The sequence below is a fragment of the Thermoclostridium stercorarium subsp. stercorarium DSM 8532 genome (assembly GCF_000331995.1).
Lineage (GTDB): Bacteria > Bacillota > Clostridia > DSM-8532 > DSM-8532 > Thermoclostridium > Thermoclostridium stercorarium.
On the sequence record NC_020134.1, the window covers coordinates 2016875 to 2033890 of the forward strand.

8 protein-coding genes are annotated in these 17016 nt (G+C 44.0%); 4 read left to right on the plus strand and 4 right to left on the minus strand.

Annotation, left to right across the window (positions count from 1 at the left end; all coding sequences use genetic code 11):
* Nucleotides 1-171 precede the first annotated feature (171 nt).
* The 4 genes from CST_RS08665 (at nucleotide 172) to CST_RS08680 (ending at nucleotide 8645) form a co-directional block, all read left to right on the plus strand.
* Nucleotides 172-2823 carry a calcium-translocating P-type ATPase, PMCA-type gene (locus CST_RS08665; RefSeq protein WP_015359507.1) on the plus strand — a complete coding sequence of 884 codons (2652 nt, stop codon included), beginning with the start codon at nucleotides 172-174 and terminating at the stop codon, nucleotides 2821-2823.
* Nucleotides 2824-2958: 135 nt separating this feature from the next.
* Entirely contained in the window at nucleotides 2959-3846 is an 888-nt protein-coding gene (locus CST_RS08670; protein WP_237266319.1) for a VIT1/CCC1 transporter family protein, read from the plus strand.
* Between the two features lie 405 nt (nucleotides 3847-4251).
* Nucleotides 4252-6345, plus strand: coding sequence for an efflux RND transporter permease subunit (locus CST_RS08675; RefSeq protein ID WP_015359509.1), 2094 nt, complete (start codon nucleotides 4252-4254; stop codon nucleotides 6343-6345).
* Nucleotides 6342-8645, plus strand: a complete 2304-nt coding sequence (locus CST_RS08680; RefSeq protein WP_015359510.1) for a hypothetical protein — start codon at nucleotides 6342-6344, stop codon at nucleotides 8643-8645. The genes CST_RS08675 and CST_RS08680 overlap by 4 nt, the downstream gene beginning before the upstream one ends.
* Before the next feature lie 91 nt (nucleotides 8646-8736).
* Here CST_RS08680 and CST_RS08685 read toward each other — a convergent pair whose 3' ends face one another.
* The 4 genes from CST_RS08685 to CST_RS08700 all read right to left on the minus strand — a co-directional run bounded on the left by CST_RS08685 (nucleotide 8737) and on the right by CST_RS08700 (nucleotide 16992).
* On the minus strand, nucleotides 8737-13653 hold the full coding sequence (locus CST_RS08685) for a pullulanase (RefSeq protein WP_015359511.1): 4917 nt from the start codon (nucleotides 13651-13653) through the stop codon (nucleotides 8737-8739).
* Between the two features lie 351 nt (nucleotides 13654-14004).
* Nucleotides 14005-14820, minus strand: coding sequence for a putative RNA methyltransferase (locus CST_RS08690; RefSeq protein ID WP_237266398.1), 816 nt, complete (start codon nucleotides 14818-14820; stop codon nucleotides 14005-14007).
* A 284-nt stretch (nucleotides 14821-15104) separates the two neighbouring features.
* The gene (locus tag CST_RS08695; RefSeq protein WP_015359514.1) at nucleotides 15105-15497 is read right to left on the minus strand and encodes a methyltransferase domain-containing protein; all 393 of its coding nucleotides are present in this window, start codon (nucleotides 15495-15497) and stop codon (nucleotides 15105-15107) included.
* Nucleotides 15498-15891: 394 nt separating this feature from the next.
* Entirely contained in the window at nucleotides 15892-16992 is a 1101-nt protein-coding gene (locus CST_RS08700) for a siderophore ABC transporter substrate-binding protein (RefSeq protein WP_015359515.1), read from the minus strand.
* Nucleotides 16993-17016: the final 24 nt, after the last annotated feature.

Consider the following 17016-nt stretch of genomic DNA (forward strand, 5'->3'; position numbering starts at 1 on the left):
TTGGCGCACTCCAGGTCAACATCATGGCGGAAATCAATCCGTCTGGCTTGGAGTTTACCGCCTCTCTAAAGCGGGAAATGAACGAGACTTATGCGCGGAAATAACGCGCATGGTCTCGTTTTTTTTTACCTTGTGCGGTGGATACTAATTTTAAGGAAAGGGGAGTCTGCTTTGAAACATTATTTTATGGAAAAGGACGAGGTACTTAGGGCGACCGGAAGCACAGCGAACGGACTTACTTCCTCCGAGGCAGAACAAAGACTGGTCAAACATGGCCCGAATAAACTTGAGGAAAGTAAAAAAACCACTCTTTCAGAGCGAATTCTCGCTCAGATTTCCGATCCAATGGTTCTCGTACTGATGGCCGCTGCGGTTATTTCGGCAATCACCGCCAAACTTTCCGGAGAATCATTGTCCGATGTATTTATCATTCTTTTTGTCGTGGTACTCAATACTGCACTCGGCGTAATTCAGGAAAGTAAAGCAGAAGCGGCAATCGACGCACTTAAGAAAATGGCGGCTGCCACCTCAAAAGTGATGCGTGACGGTCGTATTGTCCATATTAAAAGTGAAGAACTTGTGGTCGGTGACGTTGTACTGCTTGAAGCTGGAGACGCCGTGCCCGCCGACGGACGTCTTATAAGCTGCGTAAGTCTTAAGGTTGAAGAAGCGGCGCTTACCGGAGAATCGGTACCCGTAGAGAAAACCGACGCCGTTCTTGAAGACAGCGGCACCGATATTCCGCTCGGCGACAGGGTAAACATGGTTTATATGGGCAGTTCGGTCGTTTACGGGCGTGGCAAAATGGTTGTTACGGCAACAGGCATGAACACTGAGATGGGTAAAATAGCCAATGCAATTACAACAGCCCAGGAGGGTGAAACCCCTCTGCAGAAAAAAATGGCTCAGCTCAGCCGCATACTTACGGTGCTTGTACTCGGCATTTGCGTTATAATGTTCGGAATTAGCCTGCTGCGCCATTTCATCTCTCCTGCAACACCGGGTACCGGCCTTGCGGACACATTGCTGAGTTCATTCATGCTTGCCGTCAGCCTTGCAGTTGCTGCAGTTCCCGAAGGCCTTGTTGCTGTTATCACCATTGTGCTTTCGATTGGTGTAACCAAGATGGCAAAGCGCAATGCAATAATCCGGAAACTAACCGCCGTTGAAACCCTCGGCTGCACGCAGATAATCTGTACCGACAAGACCGGAACGCTGACGCAGAACAAGATGACCGTTGTGGAATGTTCGGCTTTCGATGAAAAACTTCTTGCCTCTTCGCTGGCTCTGTGTTCGGATGCAGAACTGAACGAACAGGGTCATGCCGAAGGTGATCCGACACAGGCCGCTGTCGTAAATTTTGCAAAAAAAATCGGTCTGCCCAAAAACGAACTGACAGCCAGATACCCCCGCGTTGCCGAGATACCGTTCGATTCGGAACGCAAGCTGATGACCACACTGCACAAAAAACCCGGGGGCGGATTTATTCAACATACCACCGGTGCTCCCGATGTCGTAATTTCGAAATGCACAAAATATTATGAAAACGGATGTGTCTTTCCGTTGACCGAGGAAAAACGCCAATTCTTTATATCCGAAAATAAACGCATGGCGGCCAAAGCACTGCGTGTTCTCGCCGCCGCGTACCGTGAATGGGAAACACAGCCCCCGCTTCTGTCTTCTGAGGATGAAAGCGACCTGACCTTTATCGGACTGGCGGGAATGATGGACCCCGTCCGCGACGAAGTTCCCGCTGCCATTGAGCAATGCCGGACAGCCGGAATACGCCCGGTCATGATCACCGGGGACCATATTGACACAGCAACGGCCATTGCGATGCAGCTGGGCATTATAAACGATCCTTCCCAGGCAATCACAGGAGCCATGCTTGATGAAATAAGCGATGAGGACTTCGTCAATAATGTCGAGCATTACGGGGTTTACGCCCGGGTCAAGCCCGAACACAAATCAAGAATAGTCAACGCATGGCGAAGCAGGGGATATGTCACTGCCATGACCGGCGACGGCGTGAATGACGCCCCTTCAATAAAAAACGCTGACATCGGCATTGGAATGGGGATTACCGGCACTGACGTGACAAAAAACGTTGCGGACATGATACTCGCCGACGACAATTTCGCCACAATTGTTGCCGCAGTGGAAGAAGGCCGACGGATATACGACAATATCCGCAAAGCTATACAGTTCCTGCTTTCTTCAAACCTTTCGGAGGTCATAAGCATTTTTATTGCTACAATATTTGGCTTTACAATTCTGAAGCCTGCCCATATACTTTTCATTAATCTTATTACCGATTCGCTCCCAGCCATCGCCCTTGGCATGGAAAAAGGAGAAGCCGACATCATGAAACGCAAACCGCGTGACCCAAAGGAAGGCATTTTCTCGGGCGGGATGGGATTCAGTATTTTCTATCAGGGGGTTATGGTCGCAGTACTTACCCTTGCCGCTTATTTTATCGGTGAACGGATTGAAAACGGCGCATGGAGAATTGCGAACAGTAATGACGGCATGACGATGGCATTTCTGACAATGTCAATGGCTGAAATCTTTCATTCGTATAACATGCGGTCGCAATATGGCTCTATTTTCGGTATAAAAAAACATAACTTCTACCTCTTTGGATCAATGCTCCTTTCTTTCATTCTGACCGCAGCCGTTATATATATTCCGTTTCTGCGTAATGCTTTTGGTTTCACCCATATAAGCCCAGCAGAGTATGTAACCGCCCTTACTCTTGCCATTCTGGTAATTCCCGTTGTTGAACTTGTAAAGCTGCTTCAGCGGAGAAACAGGAAAGCATAAGCATTTGAAAAAACCGGTGTGCCGTTTCGGCACAACCGGTTTATGGTTTGTTTGCCTTATGGTATACTTATATGAGAGTCGAAATCATAACCTGAAACAGGCAGTATTGCGTAAAACTTATTATTTCGGAAGGAAGTGGTTGAATTGAGTTACGGTCTGGATGCTCACACAATAAAATCTCTTAAAAAAGCTCAAAAAAATGAAATTACGGAACATTATATTTATTTGAAATTATCATCTTTCAAAAAAAACAGACAGAACAGCCAAATTCTTCAGCAAATCGCCCAGGATGAACTCTACCATCACAATGCGCTGAAAAAATTTACCGGAACGGACATAAAACCCAACATTTTTAAAATATACTTCTACACCTTTATTTCAGTTATATTCGGCATTACTTTCGGTATAAAGCTGATGGAGCGCGGGGAAAGAAATTCTGAAAAACTGTATGGGGAACTTGGGCAAAAAATTGAGGAATTCAAAAAAATCGCAAATGAAGAAGACAGGCACGAAAAAGAACTGGTTGGAATAATTGAAGAAGAAAGATTGCAATTTGTTGGTTCCATGGTTCTCGGACTAAATGACGCGCTGGTGGAACTCACGGGTACCCTGGCCGGCCTTACCTTCGCATTGAAAAATACACGCCTTATAGCGCTTTCCGGTCTTATAACAGGCATAGCCGCATCGCTGTCCATGTCAGCATCAGAATACCTTTCTGCCAGAACTGAACAGGACAGCAGCCGTGCGCTTAAATCATCCATATACACCGGCGTAACGTATATCATCACCGTCGTATTCCTGGTACTTCCATACCTTTTATTTTCCAACTATGTGCTGAGTCTTGCGGTTACAATTATAGTGGCGATAATTATAATACTTGTTTTTAATTTCTATATATCGGTTGCGAAAGATCTTTCCTTCGGACAGAGATTTTTTGAAATGGCTGGTATCAGCCTTGGAGTGGCAGTCATCTCTTTTATAATAGGATATCTGGTCAGACTGTTTCTCGGTGTTGATATATAAATCCGAAAGTCTTTCAAATGCAGTTTCAAACCGTTTTAAGAATTTAACTAATTACATAAGAAAGGTCTTAACGCATTTAATCAGCGACTTTTAAAACTTTTCTGTCACAAACTTACGCCTGGCGCGGAAACATCTTTCAGAAAATATTAGGCATCGGTGAAAATTTGTCCGGTTTTCAGACAAAATTTCACCGATGCTTAATTTTTAGTCAAATTTGCCGTCTGTGTCTGTTTTTTAGACACCGACCTTTTTTTGTCTGTTGATGTCTGTTCAGGTTCGGCATATAATGCGTTAGCAACGTCAACCGGTAAGCTGAGAGTAAAATACACCCATTGTCCGGCAGTGCTGTTATTTCTGGCATTATCTGTACCCTGTGGAAGGCTGCTTTGAGGAGGCTGAGAACAAATGAAATTTGCAAAGTTTGTAGTGAAATGTCGAATACCTATTCTGATATTGGCGCTTGTTCTTATGATTCCGTCAATATTGGGGTATCTCAGGACAAGAGTAAACTACGACATGCTTGACTACCTGCCCGAGGACATGGACACAGTTATCGGTCAGAAAGAACTGATGAACGATTTCAATAAAGGCGCTTTTTCGTTCATCATTGTTGAAAATATGCCGTACAAAGACGTGGCCGCACTTAAGGAAAAGATCTCCAAAGTGGAACATGTGGCCACGGTTATCTGGTACGATTCGGTCATGGACTTGTCGGTGCCGGCAGAAATGCTTCCCGATGAGTTTTATCAGGCATTTAATGCGGGAAATGCCACAATGATGGCGGTATTTTTTGACTCGCCTACATCAGCCGACGTTACAATGGACGCAATAAGGGAAATCCGTGCAATATGCGGTAAGCAATGCTTTGTATCGGGTATGTCGGCACTGGTAACCGATCTTAAAGATTTGTGCGAACAACAGGAACCGATCTATGTTACAATAGCCGTAATCCTTGCTTGTGTGGCAATGACCCTGTGTCTTGACAGCTGGCTCATACCCTTTGTTTTTCTTTTTTCCATCGGTATGATGATTATGCTCAATTTTGGAAGCAATTTCTTCCTCGGAGAAATTTCATATGTTACAAAAGCCCTTGCCGCTGTTCTACAGCTGGCTGTTACAATGGACTACTCAATTTTTCTCTGGCACAGCTACAACGAACAGTGCATGTACTATACCGATAAGAAAGAGGCAATGGCGGTCGCAATAAAAGAAACACTGTCAAGCGTTATAGGCAGCTCAACCACAACAATAGCAGGTTTCATCGCCCTTTGTTTCATGTCATTTACTATGGGCCGGGATCTCGGCATTGTAATGGCTAAAGGAGTACTTCTTGGCGTTATCGGAAGCGTGACGGTACTGCCCTCACTTATCCTTATACTGGACAAACCGCTGCAGAAAACAAAGCACCGCCCTCTTATTCCAAACCCGGAGAAAATGGAAAACGGCATATTAAAGATATTCCCTGTGTTTCTCATAATTTTTGTGCTTCTTATCCCTCCGGCATATTACGGTTACCGGAAAACCAACAGCGAGGTATATTACGACATGGGCGAATGCCTGCCTAAGAATATTGATTTTGTCATTGCAAACACAAAACTCCGTGAAACATTTGGAATCGGTTCGACACACATGGTCCTTGTCAGCAGTTCGCTGCCGTCGAAAGATATCCGGGCTATGATAAATGAAATGAAACAGGTGGACGGCGTTAAATATGTCTTTGGCCTTGAATCGGTAATGGGTTCACGGATACCTGAGGAAATTTTGCCTGAATCCATTAACTCGGCCATGAAAAGTGACAAATGGAAATTCATGCTTATAAATTCCGAATACAGGGTTGCAAGCGACAGCGTAAACGAGCAGATTGACAAGCTGAACGCTATACTGAAAAAGTATGACAGGAACGGCATGCTCATCGGTGAAGCTCCGTGCGTAAAAGACATGATTGAAGTAACAGACTATGACTTCAAAGTTGTTAATATTTTTTCAATCGTGTCAATATTCGTTATCATCGCATTGGTCACGAAAAGCATATCTCTCCCGTTCATACTTATTGTAGTAATCGAGCTCGCAATATTCATTAATCTCGGGCTGCCGCATTATTTCGGGCAAAGCCTGCCGTTTATCGCCCCCATCTGTATCAGTACCATTCAGCTGGGTGCGACTGTGGACTATGCAATACTTATGACAACAAGGTATATTTCCGAGCGTACCGGCGGCAAAGACAGGAAACCGGCCGTACTGACTGCACTCAGAACGTCGGTTCAGTCGGTAATTGTGTCGGGTATGGGATTGTTTGCTGCGACAATCGGTGTTGCGGTATATTCAGACATTGACATTGTAAGCTCCATGTGCAGACTGCTGGCGCGCGGCGCCATTATAAGCATGCTGATGGTAATTTTCATTCTGCCTGCGCTTTTACTCCTTTGCGATAAATTAATCTGTAAAACAACATTCGGCATGACAAAAATCTGCGATAGATCGGGGGTTGTCGTCCAATGAAAGGTAAAGCGTTGAAAATCATATCTTTGTTTCTGTGCACAATTCTCATTGCAGTCGGAGCGGTTTATTCCGTAGCTTTGAATGACAACGGCAAAACTTCGGAAAACAAGCCGGCGGATATAACTGAAAAAGTACCGGCATCAACTGTCCCGGAAAGTGTTTTCAAGGATGAAACGGTATACGTCATAGCCGACGCGAACGGTACGGTACAGAAAATTATCGTCAGTGACTGGCTGAAAAACACGCTTTCTGCCGACAAAATAAACGATGTAACCGAACTTGAGAATGTGGAAAACATCAAAGGCGATGAAGAATACACGACTGGCGGGAACAACGTCATTGTATGGGACGCAAACGGGAAGGACATTTATTACCAGGGTACAACGGAGAAGGAACTGCCGGTTAATCTTACCGTTTCCTATAACCTTGACGGGCAGGCAATATCACCTGATGAACTTGCCGGAAAAAGCGGCAAGGTAACCATCCGTTTTGATTATAGAAACAATCAGTATGAAACTGTTAAAATAAACCGCAAGGATGAAAAAATTTATGTTCCGTTTGCGGTATTTACGGGTATGATACTGGACAACGACAATTTTTCCAATGTGGAAGTATCAAACGGAAAAGTTATAAACGACGGCGACCGGACGATAGTAATAGGTTTCGCCTTTCCGGGACTTCAGGAAGACCTCGGGATTGACAGGAATAAATTTGAAATCCCGTCATACGTGGAAATAACAGCCGATGCCAGCGATTTTTCCCTCGGGATGACCGTTACTGTTGCAAGCAATGCATTATTTAACAGCATCGACACGGAAAAAATCAATTCAGTATACGATTTAACCGGTTCAATAACAGAACTCAACAACGCCATGGCACAGCTTCTTGACGGTTCTTCAGCGTTATACGACGGCATTTGTACCCTCCTTGAAAAATCAGGCGAACTGGTCAGCGGAATCAATCAGCTTGCCGACGGCGCCTCCAAATTAAAAGACGGGGCAAACGATCTTAACAGCGGCGCAGAGCAGTTATATAATGGAACTGCGGCGCTGTTGCAGGGGCTTGACACACTCGCGGCAAACAACGATAAATTAAACGACGGAGCCAAAAAGGTTTTTGAAACATTTCTTGCCACTGCCGAGGCGCAACTGAAGGAAGCAGGCTTTTCGGTTCCTACGCTTACAATCGACAACTACGCATCGGTCCTGAATGAAATTCTTGATTTGCTTGATGAAACAAAACTCTACAACCAGGCACTTGAACAGATAACCGCCGCCGTTGAGGAAAATCGTGATTACATTAAATCACAGGTCACCAATGCAGTGCGTGAACAGGTGGAAGCAGGCGTTACATCAGCGGTCAAAGAACAGGTAACGGCACAGGTTACCGAAACAGTTAAGAATCAGGTACTGACGCAGGTTACCGAAGCTGTCCGCAAAAACGTGGAAGAACAGGTAATTCTCGCCGCGACGGGAATGAATAAGGCAAAGTATGATGCAGCCGTTTCGGCAGGGCGTATTGACACAGCAACGCAAAACATGATTGAATCCGCCGTCAATGAAAAAATGGCAGGCGGCGATATCAAGGCATTGATTTCAAAAAACACCGATGAACAAATGCAGAGCAGTAATATTCAGTCGCTGATTGCACAGAAAGTCAGTGAACAAATGGAAACCGAGCAGGTTAAAAATATCATAACGGCAAACATCAATTCAAAAATGGCTGAAAACGAAATCCAGGCACTGATTGAAGAAAAAACCGAAGAACAAATACAGAAAATTGTTGCCGAAAAAATGGCCGGTGAAGAAGTCCAGTCAAAACTGGCGGCCGCAGCCGAGGGTGTAAAATCAATAAAATCACTTAAGTCTTCGCTTGACGATTACAATACATTCTACCTCGGGCTCAGAAATTATACCTCAGGTGTCGCTCAGGCTGCCAGCGGTGCTTCTGAGTTGAGCAAAGGCGCAAGTGATCTTAAAAACGGAACCAAAGTCCTGTATAACGGTGCAGTTGCGCTGTACGACGGTGTAAACGCAATGAAAAACAGCGTTCCGGCACTGACAGACGGCATAACACGGCTAAAGGACGGCGCAATGCAGCTTTCGGAGGGACTTTCACAGTTTAACGAAAAAGGGATTCAGAAACTTGCTGACAGCGTTGACGACGCAGAAACATTTACAGAAAGGCTGAAAGCAACTGTAAAAGTGTCTAAGAATTACAGGGCTTTTGCCGGAATAAGCGACTGGATGGACGGGAATGTCAAATTCATTTACAAAACCGCAGAAATAAAGGATAAATAAATCATTTCCTGATAAATGCACCGCACCCGGCCGGGTTGGCCGGGTGTTTTTTATGTAACTGCGCCTAAAGGAAACTTATTTACAAAAATGGTTATGAAGGCATCTTTATAATGACGGCCGTCAAAGGTTCAAGGGTAATTGAATCAGGGGTCAGCTCAAACCCCGATCTTTCAGTTACTTCATCCACTCCGGCCTCATCATTGTCCACGACTACAACACCTCTTGTCAAATCCTCATTTAAAGTCAGTTTCCTTACTTCTGAATCGGCGTTTACAAATACGTAATAAACCCCTGTGCCATCGGTGGACCGGCACTTATATGCTATCACCAGATCTTTTCTCCGAATTTCAGGCGCATCAATCAACGTAACATTTGAATCAACCAGCTTTTTCGTTCCAAGCCTGAAGGCATTGGTGGATCTGCGAAGCGCAATCAGGCCCGCGGTATACTTCCTTGTTACGCTGTTCACGGGGTACTTTTCGGCGTCTGTTGCTTTAGCCCAGTCAAACATGTTAATGGCGTCGCTTGAATTGTATGAATCGTCAATTAAGTACCCAATCACGTTTCCGTAGACGTCTTTATGCTCTGTGTATTTGCCCTGAGGCACTCCTTTCCCCAACCACCGCTTTGTACGCCCGTATTCCTGCCCCGCATGCAGGAACGCCGTTCCCTGTGAAGTAAGTACTAAAACATTTCCAAGCCTGATTCGTTTGTGAATTTCAAGGTCGTTTTCAGGCTTTGAGGGATCCTTTTTTATCGACAACGCTATAACGTCATATAAAGTAAGATTATCGTGACACTCGATGTATTGCACCACGTCTCCGGGATTATCGGCTTTCACATTGCCCGGCTGTCCCTTGATATTATTGAATATGGTCTGTATATCCCTTGCCCCGCCGGTGATAAATCTTGGCTCACCTTCGTGGCCAAAGCCCGATTTCAGTTCATTTCTTATTTCATCCGAAAATACGCCCACATCATCGGTTTTGTCCATCCAGTCCTGATCGGCGCCCTTGCCGGCCAGTTCAGGATCGGCCAGATGTCCTGAAAAAGTTCTCCATCCTTCGCCTATGAACAACGCGTTCGGATTTATTTTTTTGGCTTCATTATAAGCATTCTGTATCGCCTCGTACGTGGCATCGCCCATCATGTCAAACCTCATTCCGTCAATTTTGTATTCGCTGAACCAATACTTTACGGAATCCGTCATTAATTTTTCGGCCATTTTGCGGTTTGTCGCAAGGTTGTTCCCAAATCCGCCCACTAACTTGCCTGTTTCATCCTTCCAGAAATAGTAATCGGGCACAATATCGTCTAACAGGCTTGCCTTGGCCATGTGGGTATACACAACATCAAGAATTACTCCCATACCCTTTTCATGGATTGCGTTAATCAGTTCTTTTAATTCCCTTATCCTCAATTCGGGATCATTGGGATTTTCTGAATACGCCCCGTCAGACGAGAAATAGTTGTGGGGATCATATCCCCAGTTATAGTTGCTGCACTTTGTGGAATATTCCAGCTCCCTTTCGCCCATTGCGGCTTCATCGCCGTAATACCACGCCATGACGGGAAGCAGCTGAATATGGGTAACGCCAAGGGATTTTATATAGTCAAGTTTGTCAATAAAAGCCCTGTATGTACCCCATCTCGCGTTTAAGTCGCTTTCAATGGAAGGATCGGATGTAAAGTCCCTTATATGTACCTCCCAGATGATGGCATCCTCGCGCTTTTCAAATCCTTCAATATCAGCGCTTACGAATTTTTCCGGATTGGTCCTGCTTAAGTCAACAATTGCGGCCTTTCCGACGGTATCGCCGTCAGGCCCGGGATTCCCCCTCGCATCGACCCGGAACGCTGCCATCGATTTTGCGTAAGGGTCCAGCACCTTCTTTGTAACACCGTAGTTTGTCACTTCATACTGGTAGTAATATCCTCTCAAATCATCCACACCGTCGAAATCTTCAGGCTTTGCCAGCACCGACCAGACTCCCTTGTCTCCGCGGGTAAGTTCCAGGCTCCCGATTAACCGCGCGGGATCTTTCTTATCAAAAAAATTCGCAACAACCTTCGATGCCGTCGGCGCCCACAACTTAAGCAACGCCTTCCCGTTAATATATGTAGCCCCGAGATCATCTCCGTCGTAGTAATACAAGGCATCTATCAGTCGCCAGCTGTACCTGGCGGAAATGCTCTTCCCATTATAGGAAACCTTCAGCGGAAGTTTATTCAAATCAAAATTTGCAGTTGCCAGAACGGTATCCCCTGTTATTTCTATTTTTTCAATTCCTATCGGATTGCTTTCATTGTCAAAAATGCGTATTTCTTTTCTCAAGGTTTCGCAATCCAATCCGTCGGTTGCGGCAAACTTAATCCGGATTTCGTTTACAGCCGCAAGTTCGGCGGCTACAATTTCATATGGTGTTTCCCAATAAGGCGAAACATATACTGTATCATCGTTTTCCCTAATCCATATGTGGTTATATTTATGAAGCAGACTGAAATTTTTGTCTCCACCGTCTTTTTGACCATTTTCGCGGTTCACTACAACCATCCCTATATTCCTCGCATTCTCTTTAAGCTGAATATCAAGATATGCCCCGTAACGATCCACCATGGCATTTGAAAACATTTCAATGTCCGAAGGCCTTTTTCCGTTTTCTCCGGAAGTTTTCATAACATCACCCCATATCCGTAATCCCCATTGTTCATAATTATTGTCCTGTCTCAGATAATGAACTCTGACGGTGTTTTTGGGCAAATCTACCGGCTCGTACTTAAATACTTCGTCAGAGCCTTGTTTTATCCATATTTCATTTATTTTTGGATTAGAAATTACAAAAATTTTGTCTCCCCCGTCCTTGCCAGCATCACCTCTGTTCCTGTCCACGACAAGAAACCCTATTCTCTTTGCGTTCTCTTTCAGTTCAATGTCCAGGTATACACCGTAATTGTCTCTTTGTCCGGGATCAAAAGGTATCGCACCGACAGGCCAGTTTGTTGAAGGGTTTGCCACATCCTCCCATATCCACAGGCCATATCCGTCATAATCGCCATTTGGCCTGTTGTAATGGATTCTTATATGTCCTTCCGGTACCGGGAGAATGCCTGTTGAAGCGGTATGCGTTGTGAGAACAGCAGTTCCGCCGTATGTATTTCCGGGTATGGATATGACTATTTTACCGTTTTTCACCGTATATGTAACGTCGTTGTACTCATCCCTGAACACCGATCCGTCGGGCGCCGAAACGGCTATTTCAACATTATCTGCGGGTTCGTGCTTGACATTTAACGCCACATAGATTTCCTTATCCCCGTAAGCCCTTTTTACAACCAGATATCCTTCATTGTCGCCGCCCGCGGCTTTAACCGTGCTTCCTCTGGAAAACACCTTGGAATATTTGGCTCTGATATTCAGAAGTTTTTTATAATGATTAAGGAAGTCCTGCATCTCAGGGTTATTCTCAATTTCATCCCACGGCATTACGTACCTGTTGTCGTAGTACGGGTAATTGCTTTCACCGGAAAGCCCAAGTTCTTCGCCGTAGTATATGACAGGCTGGCCTTTTGAAGTAATCTGAAGCGCCGCAGCGACCTTCATCTTGCCCTTGTCGCCTTTTAGCCTTACTTTAAGGAACCCGTCTTCGTCATGACTGCTCAGAAACTGCCCAAGAGTGGCCGTGTTATCCATTATTTCGTCCCGTTTCTGAAGATATTGAAAAGCCTCGTCAATTTTCCCGTTAACAAATTTGAAAGCCACATCCTTGAATTCAAAATCCAGCAGGGAATCCATCTGCCCCGACCTGAGCTGGCCGGCGGTATTGTTTATTCCCGCGCCATACCATTCGCCTATCAGTTTGAAATCAGGCTTAATCAGTGTCAACGCATTCTTAAATGCTTTCCATGTGGTATTGTCAACATGCTTGACGGTATCCACCCTGAAAAAGTCGATGGTATTTCCTTTTTCGGTTCTGGCTTTCTCGAGCCATTTTACCTGCCATTCGATTAGTTTGTTTCTCACCTGTGCGTCTTCAGTCCTGAAATCAGGCAGCCCGCTGAGCTCGTTTTTTACATACCCGCCTTCGTTTACGGTACGGAACATTCCCGCAAACCTCATACGATCTTCATATGTAGGATATCCCGGTATGTCATAGAACTCATCGGTTTCTTTAAGCCCATATCCCGCATGGTTCAAGACCACATCCACCATAATCTTTATTCCTCTGTCATGGGCTTCATCAATCAGTTTTTTAAATGTCTCAAGATCACCAAACTGTTTTTCCGTTTCCTCAAAATTTTTAGCCCAGTAGCCATGATAGGCATAATAAGATATGTTTTTATCGGTCGGCAGTCCATAGTCGATATTGTCAACTATCGGCGAAATCCAGATTGTATTTATTCCGAGTTCTTTTAAATAATCCAGTTTGTCAATAATCCCCTGGAAGTCACCGCCGTAATATGCCCCCGGATTTTCTTTGCTGTAGCTTTCACCGTAGAGGTTATTGTTGGACTTATCACCGTCACTGAAGCGGTCGGTCAGAAGAAAATATATCCTTGCCTCATCCCAGTCAAAATCCGTGTTATCCTCATATACTCTCTTCTCCACTTCCAGAGTTGCCGTATGGAAATGGCGGTTGCCGTATTCGTCGGTCACCGTAATGGGAATTTCCTTTATTCCTGGTTCAATATCATACCTTACCGCAACGGTCAGGGCATTGAGTTCCGGATCAATATACGTCACTGGATTCCCGCCCAACTGAGACAAATCGGCATATATTTCCTTAACCGTCCCCTGACTGAGCTTTATTTCCAGCATAAGTACCGCATTTTCATTAAATGTAATCCGGTCGGGGTAAACCTTTGAAGTGATTAGGACCGTGCTTTGGTTTTCGGTAACCGATGCCCCGGCGCCGATTTTTAACACCGGCGGCAGCACAAATTTCAGAAGAACAACCAGTACTAACGATACCACTAAAAATAAAACCGCTTTTTTGGGACCTGCTTTCATCCCGGACCCTCCAATGGCTTATATTACCATCTTAAAAAAAATCATTGCGGCCGGTGCCCCGTTGTTGTCATGCAAGCGATTGTGCAAACTATACAAAAATTACCTTCAATGGGTTTTATCGCATAATAATATTACCATATTTGTGACAATTGTGCAATACCTGTATGTTTATTTTAATAAAAAATGTATACTCTTAACAATAATGATAAATAAATAAAAAAATTGGCAATATAAAATTCATTTTTTGCGCAATCGATTGCAATAATATTAAAGTTATCCTTCATATATAATGGCGATATAATTTTAAAAATATCATGTGCCATTACCTTCAACCCCATTAAATAAGCGCTTTTACAAGCGCCGGTAAACATCAATCCCGAATTCAGTTTCGGTACTTAATTTGTCTGTTTCGGCAATTTTACCTTTATCGCTTTGGCTCGTTCTGTAATAATATGGAGTCATCATAAACAGATTCAAAATATCGCCGTTTGTCCCAAGATTAATAATATTCTTCACGGTATGTGATTCCGCCAGTTTCAGCCCTTCAATGTCCCTGTTGGGCAATTCATTCAAAACAACATTGTCATATATAAGCTTTTTTAACGAAAGCAAGTGCCTTTCAAGGGGATAAACCCTTATAAAAACGGCATCCCGTTTCAGTACCCGTTTGATTTCCTCCGCGCAGACGGGGGCAAATACCGAAAGGACAATGTCGCAACTTTCACTTTTTACAGGCATTTTATATACACTTGCAACTGCCGTTTCAATTTCCTTGTTGCGTTTCGCCAAAAGCTCCACCGCATTTTTGGAAATGTCAATTCCGATAACATGGACATTATAATCACGGCTTTTAAGTTCCCTGTAAATGTTATCGGTATACCATCCTTCCCCGCAACCTGCGTCAAGCAAAACATCATTGTTCTTGACACACCTGATTATTATTTCCGTCAGCTTATCCAATAACGGTTTATAGTATCCTTTTTCAAGGAAATTCCTCCTTGCCAGAAGCATTGTTTTATCGTCGCCGTGCACTTTTTTCGCCTGCGACATTAATAAATTGACATACCCGCTTCTCGCCCTGTCGTAGCAGTGATTGTTTCGGCACCTGAATATATTTCCTTCAAGCATAAGTTCACTATTGCAAACCGGACAGACAAAATGAGACATTCTCACGCTTTCAAAATCCTTTCCGGGTTACATTCGTATTAACAAGTTCAATTATATCATTAATCCATTCCACAGATTTACCACGGTTCGTTTTATTGCGGTTTATTCCCCGTGCTCCGCTTGCATAACGTTACACAGTCTGTTGTCACGGCTGTTTAATTTCGTAAAATGTGTCGCATTCATTTTCTCGGATACGCAATGAAAAAGAACCTGGGGAATCTAAAATAATATCCCCGTTCTTTTGCCTGGGATACCCTTTAATTAAAAGCTCCATTATCTCATCTTCAAATTCTTTCTTCCTGGTATCGGGCAAAACGCTTAAGTAACATGTTTCTTATTAAATTTCTATGGTCAGGCACCCACTGAATGCATGCATTTGAAAACACAATATCAAAATCATTGTCCAGCTGCGACAAATCCTTGCCGGCATCACATATTCTGAAATCCAAATTTGGGTATTTCATTCTTGCCGTCCTGATCATTTCCTCGGAAATATCCACTCCAAGAATATAAGCCTTTGGAAATTTATTATACAAAACTTCGGTACTGTTTCCGGGCCCGCATCCAATATCCAGTATTTTTTCAGGATTTACTGCACTGATACGGTTTACCAGATCCACAGCAGGTTGTGTACGTTCACTTTTGAACTTTAAATATTGATCAGAATTCCAGTCCATGGTATTTAACCTCCTGAAAAACAGGTGAAATGGCATTAGCGCTTTTATTTCGTTTGACTACTTTCAATATTCATTCGCTATGCCATCTTTTTCATCTTCAAAATCATTGTCATAAGCATACACACGAATTTTTCAATATCAAAAACATTATTATTATAATATTTCGGCAAAAGTTGTTGAAATCGCCAGTGTGTTATTTTACACCAGAATTATTGTTATATAAAAAAGGTTTTCTGACATTATTCCCCTAAAGGAGGTTTTACTTTGCAACGTAAATTAATGTCAGAAAACCTTTCAAAAATCAATCAACTTGCCAACTCATCGGTGTATTTATTCAGGGGAGTGATTCTCACTCAAGCGCACTGTCGGCTTTTTTCGGGGGAAGGGTATGCTTTTATTTAAGCAATGCACTTTCCAAATCGGAGAGCATTATGCTCAGGGCTTTAATACCGCCTTCTGCCACATACCATACAGCAGGATGTTCCAGGATAATCAGATTACCGTTTTTATATGCATCGGTACTCATCACAAGCTCATTTTCCATTATTTCTTTCGCCGGCTTTGCACCGTTTGTACCAATAGCTGCATCACGATCCATTACGAATATATAATCAGGCTTTAATGCCACAATCAATTCAAAGGATGCTTCATTACCATGCGGTGAACCGCTTCCGCCGCTATTTCTGCCATTGCCGCCCTCACTTCCTCCGCCCGAATTTGCATTGGCTGCACCATTTCCCAGGTTTTCAAAACCAATTTCTACGCCTATTATCGAACAGCGGCCGTTGTTTCCAAGGATATAGAATCCTCCGTTCGTGCACATACCGACAATCGCAGTCTTGCCGGCAGCAACCTCTTTCAGCGCGGCTATTCTTTCATCGAATCCCGCAAAGAAGGCATCCACTTCAGCTTCCTTACCGAAAATCGACGCTATTGTCATCGCATTTTTTCTGGTGCTTTCAACTACACCAATTTCCGAATCTGTAATCAGCCGCACCACGGGAGCTATTTCGTTAAGAGCATCATAATTATCGCCCATGCGAACCCCCATGAATATTACATCGGGCTCACATGCCATGATGGCCTCGAAATCAACTTCTTTAACCGTACCTACATTTACTGTGTTTTCTTTTTCCATATAGCCCTTCAGGTATTCCACGTTTGAGCTGTCAGCAACACCCACAACCCTGTCTCCGAGGCCAAGGCTGTCGATAATGTCAAGTGCGGCCAGATCAAGAACCACAATCCTTTGCGGATCATACGGAACTTCAACTTCTACCGGCTCAGATTGTCCGTTGACCGATGTTACTGTAACCGTTTCGGGTCTGTTTGATTTGCTGACTGTGTTTGCATTATCGGATTCATTCAATACACCGGCGTTTACATTTACATTTTCCGACTTTTGAGTCTCCTTGCTTTTTTCGTCAACGCCGCCGCAGGCGGTAAGGGATATTATGACTATAAAGGCTAAAAAAGCCAATAAATATTTCTTCATGACTCAATGCTCCTTCACTATAAT

What these genes read in the sequence shown, in the direction of transcription:
- CST_RS08675 (WP_015359509.1), top strand. Translation starts at nt 4,252, where the DNA reads ATGAAATTTGCAAAGTTTGTAGTGAAATGTCGAATACCTATTCTGATA.
- CST_RS08680 (WP_015359510.1), top strand. Translation starts at nt 6,342, where the DNA reads ATGAAAGGTAAAGCGTTGAAAATCATATCTTTGTTTCTGTGCACAATT.
- CST_RS08685 (WP_015359511.1), bottom strand. Translation starts at nt 13,653, where the DNA reads ATGAAAGCAGGTCCCAAAAAAGCGGTTTTATTTTTAGTGGTATCGTTA.
- CST_RS08690 (WP_237266398.1), bottom strand. Translation starts at nt 14,820, where the DNA reads ATGTCTCATTTTGTCTGTCCGGTTTGCAATAGTGAACTTATGCTTGAA.
- CST_RS08695 (WP_015359514.1), bottom strand. Translation starts at nt 15,497, where the DNA reads ATGGACTGGAATTCTGATCAATATTTAAAGTTCAAAAGTGAACGTACA.
- CST_RS08700 (WP_015359515.1), bottom strand. Translation starts at nt 16,992, where the DNA reads ATGAAGAAATATTTATTGGCTTTTTTAGCCTTTATAGTCATAATATCC.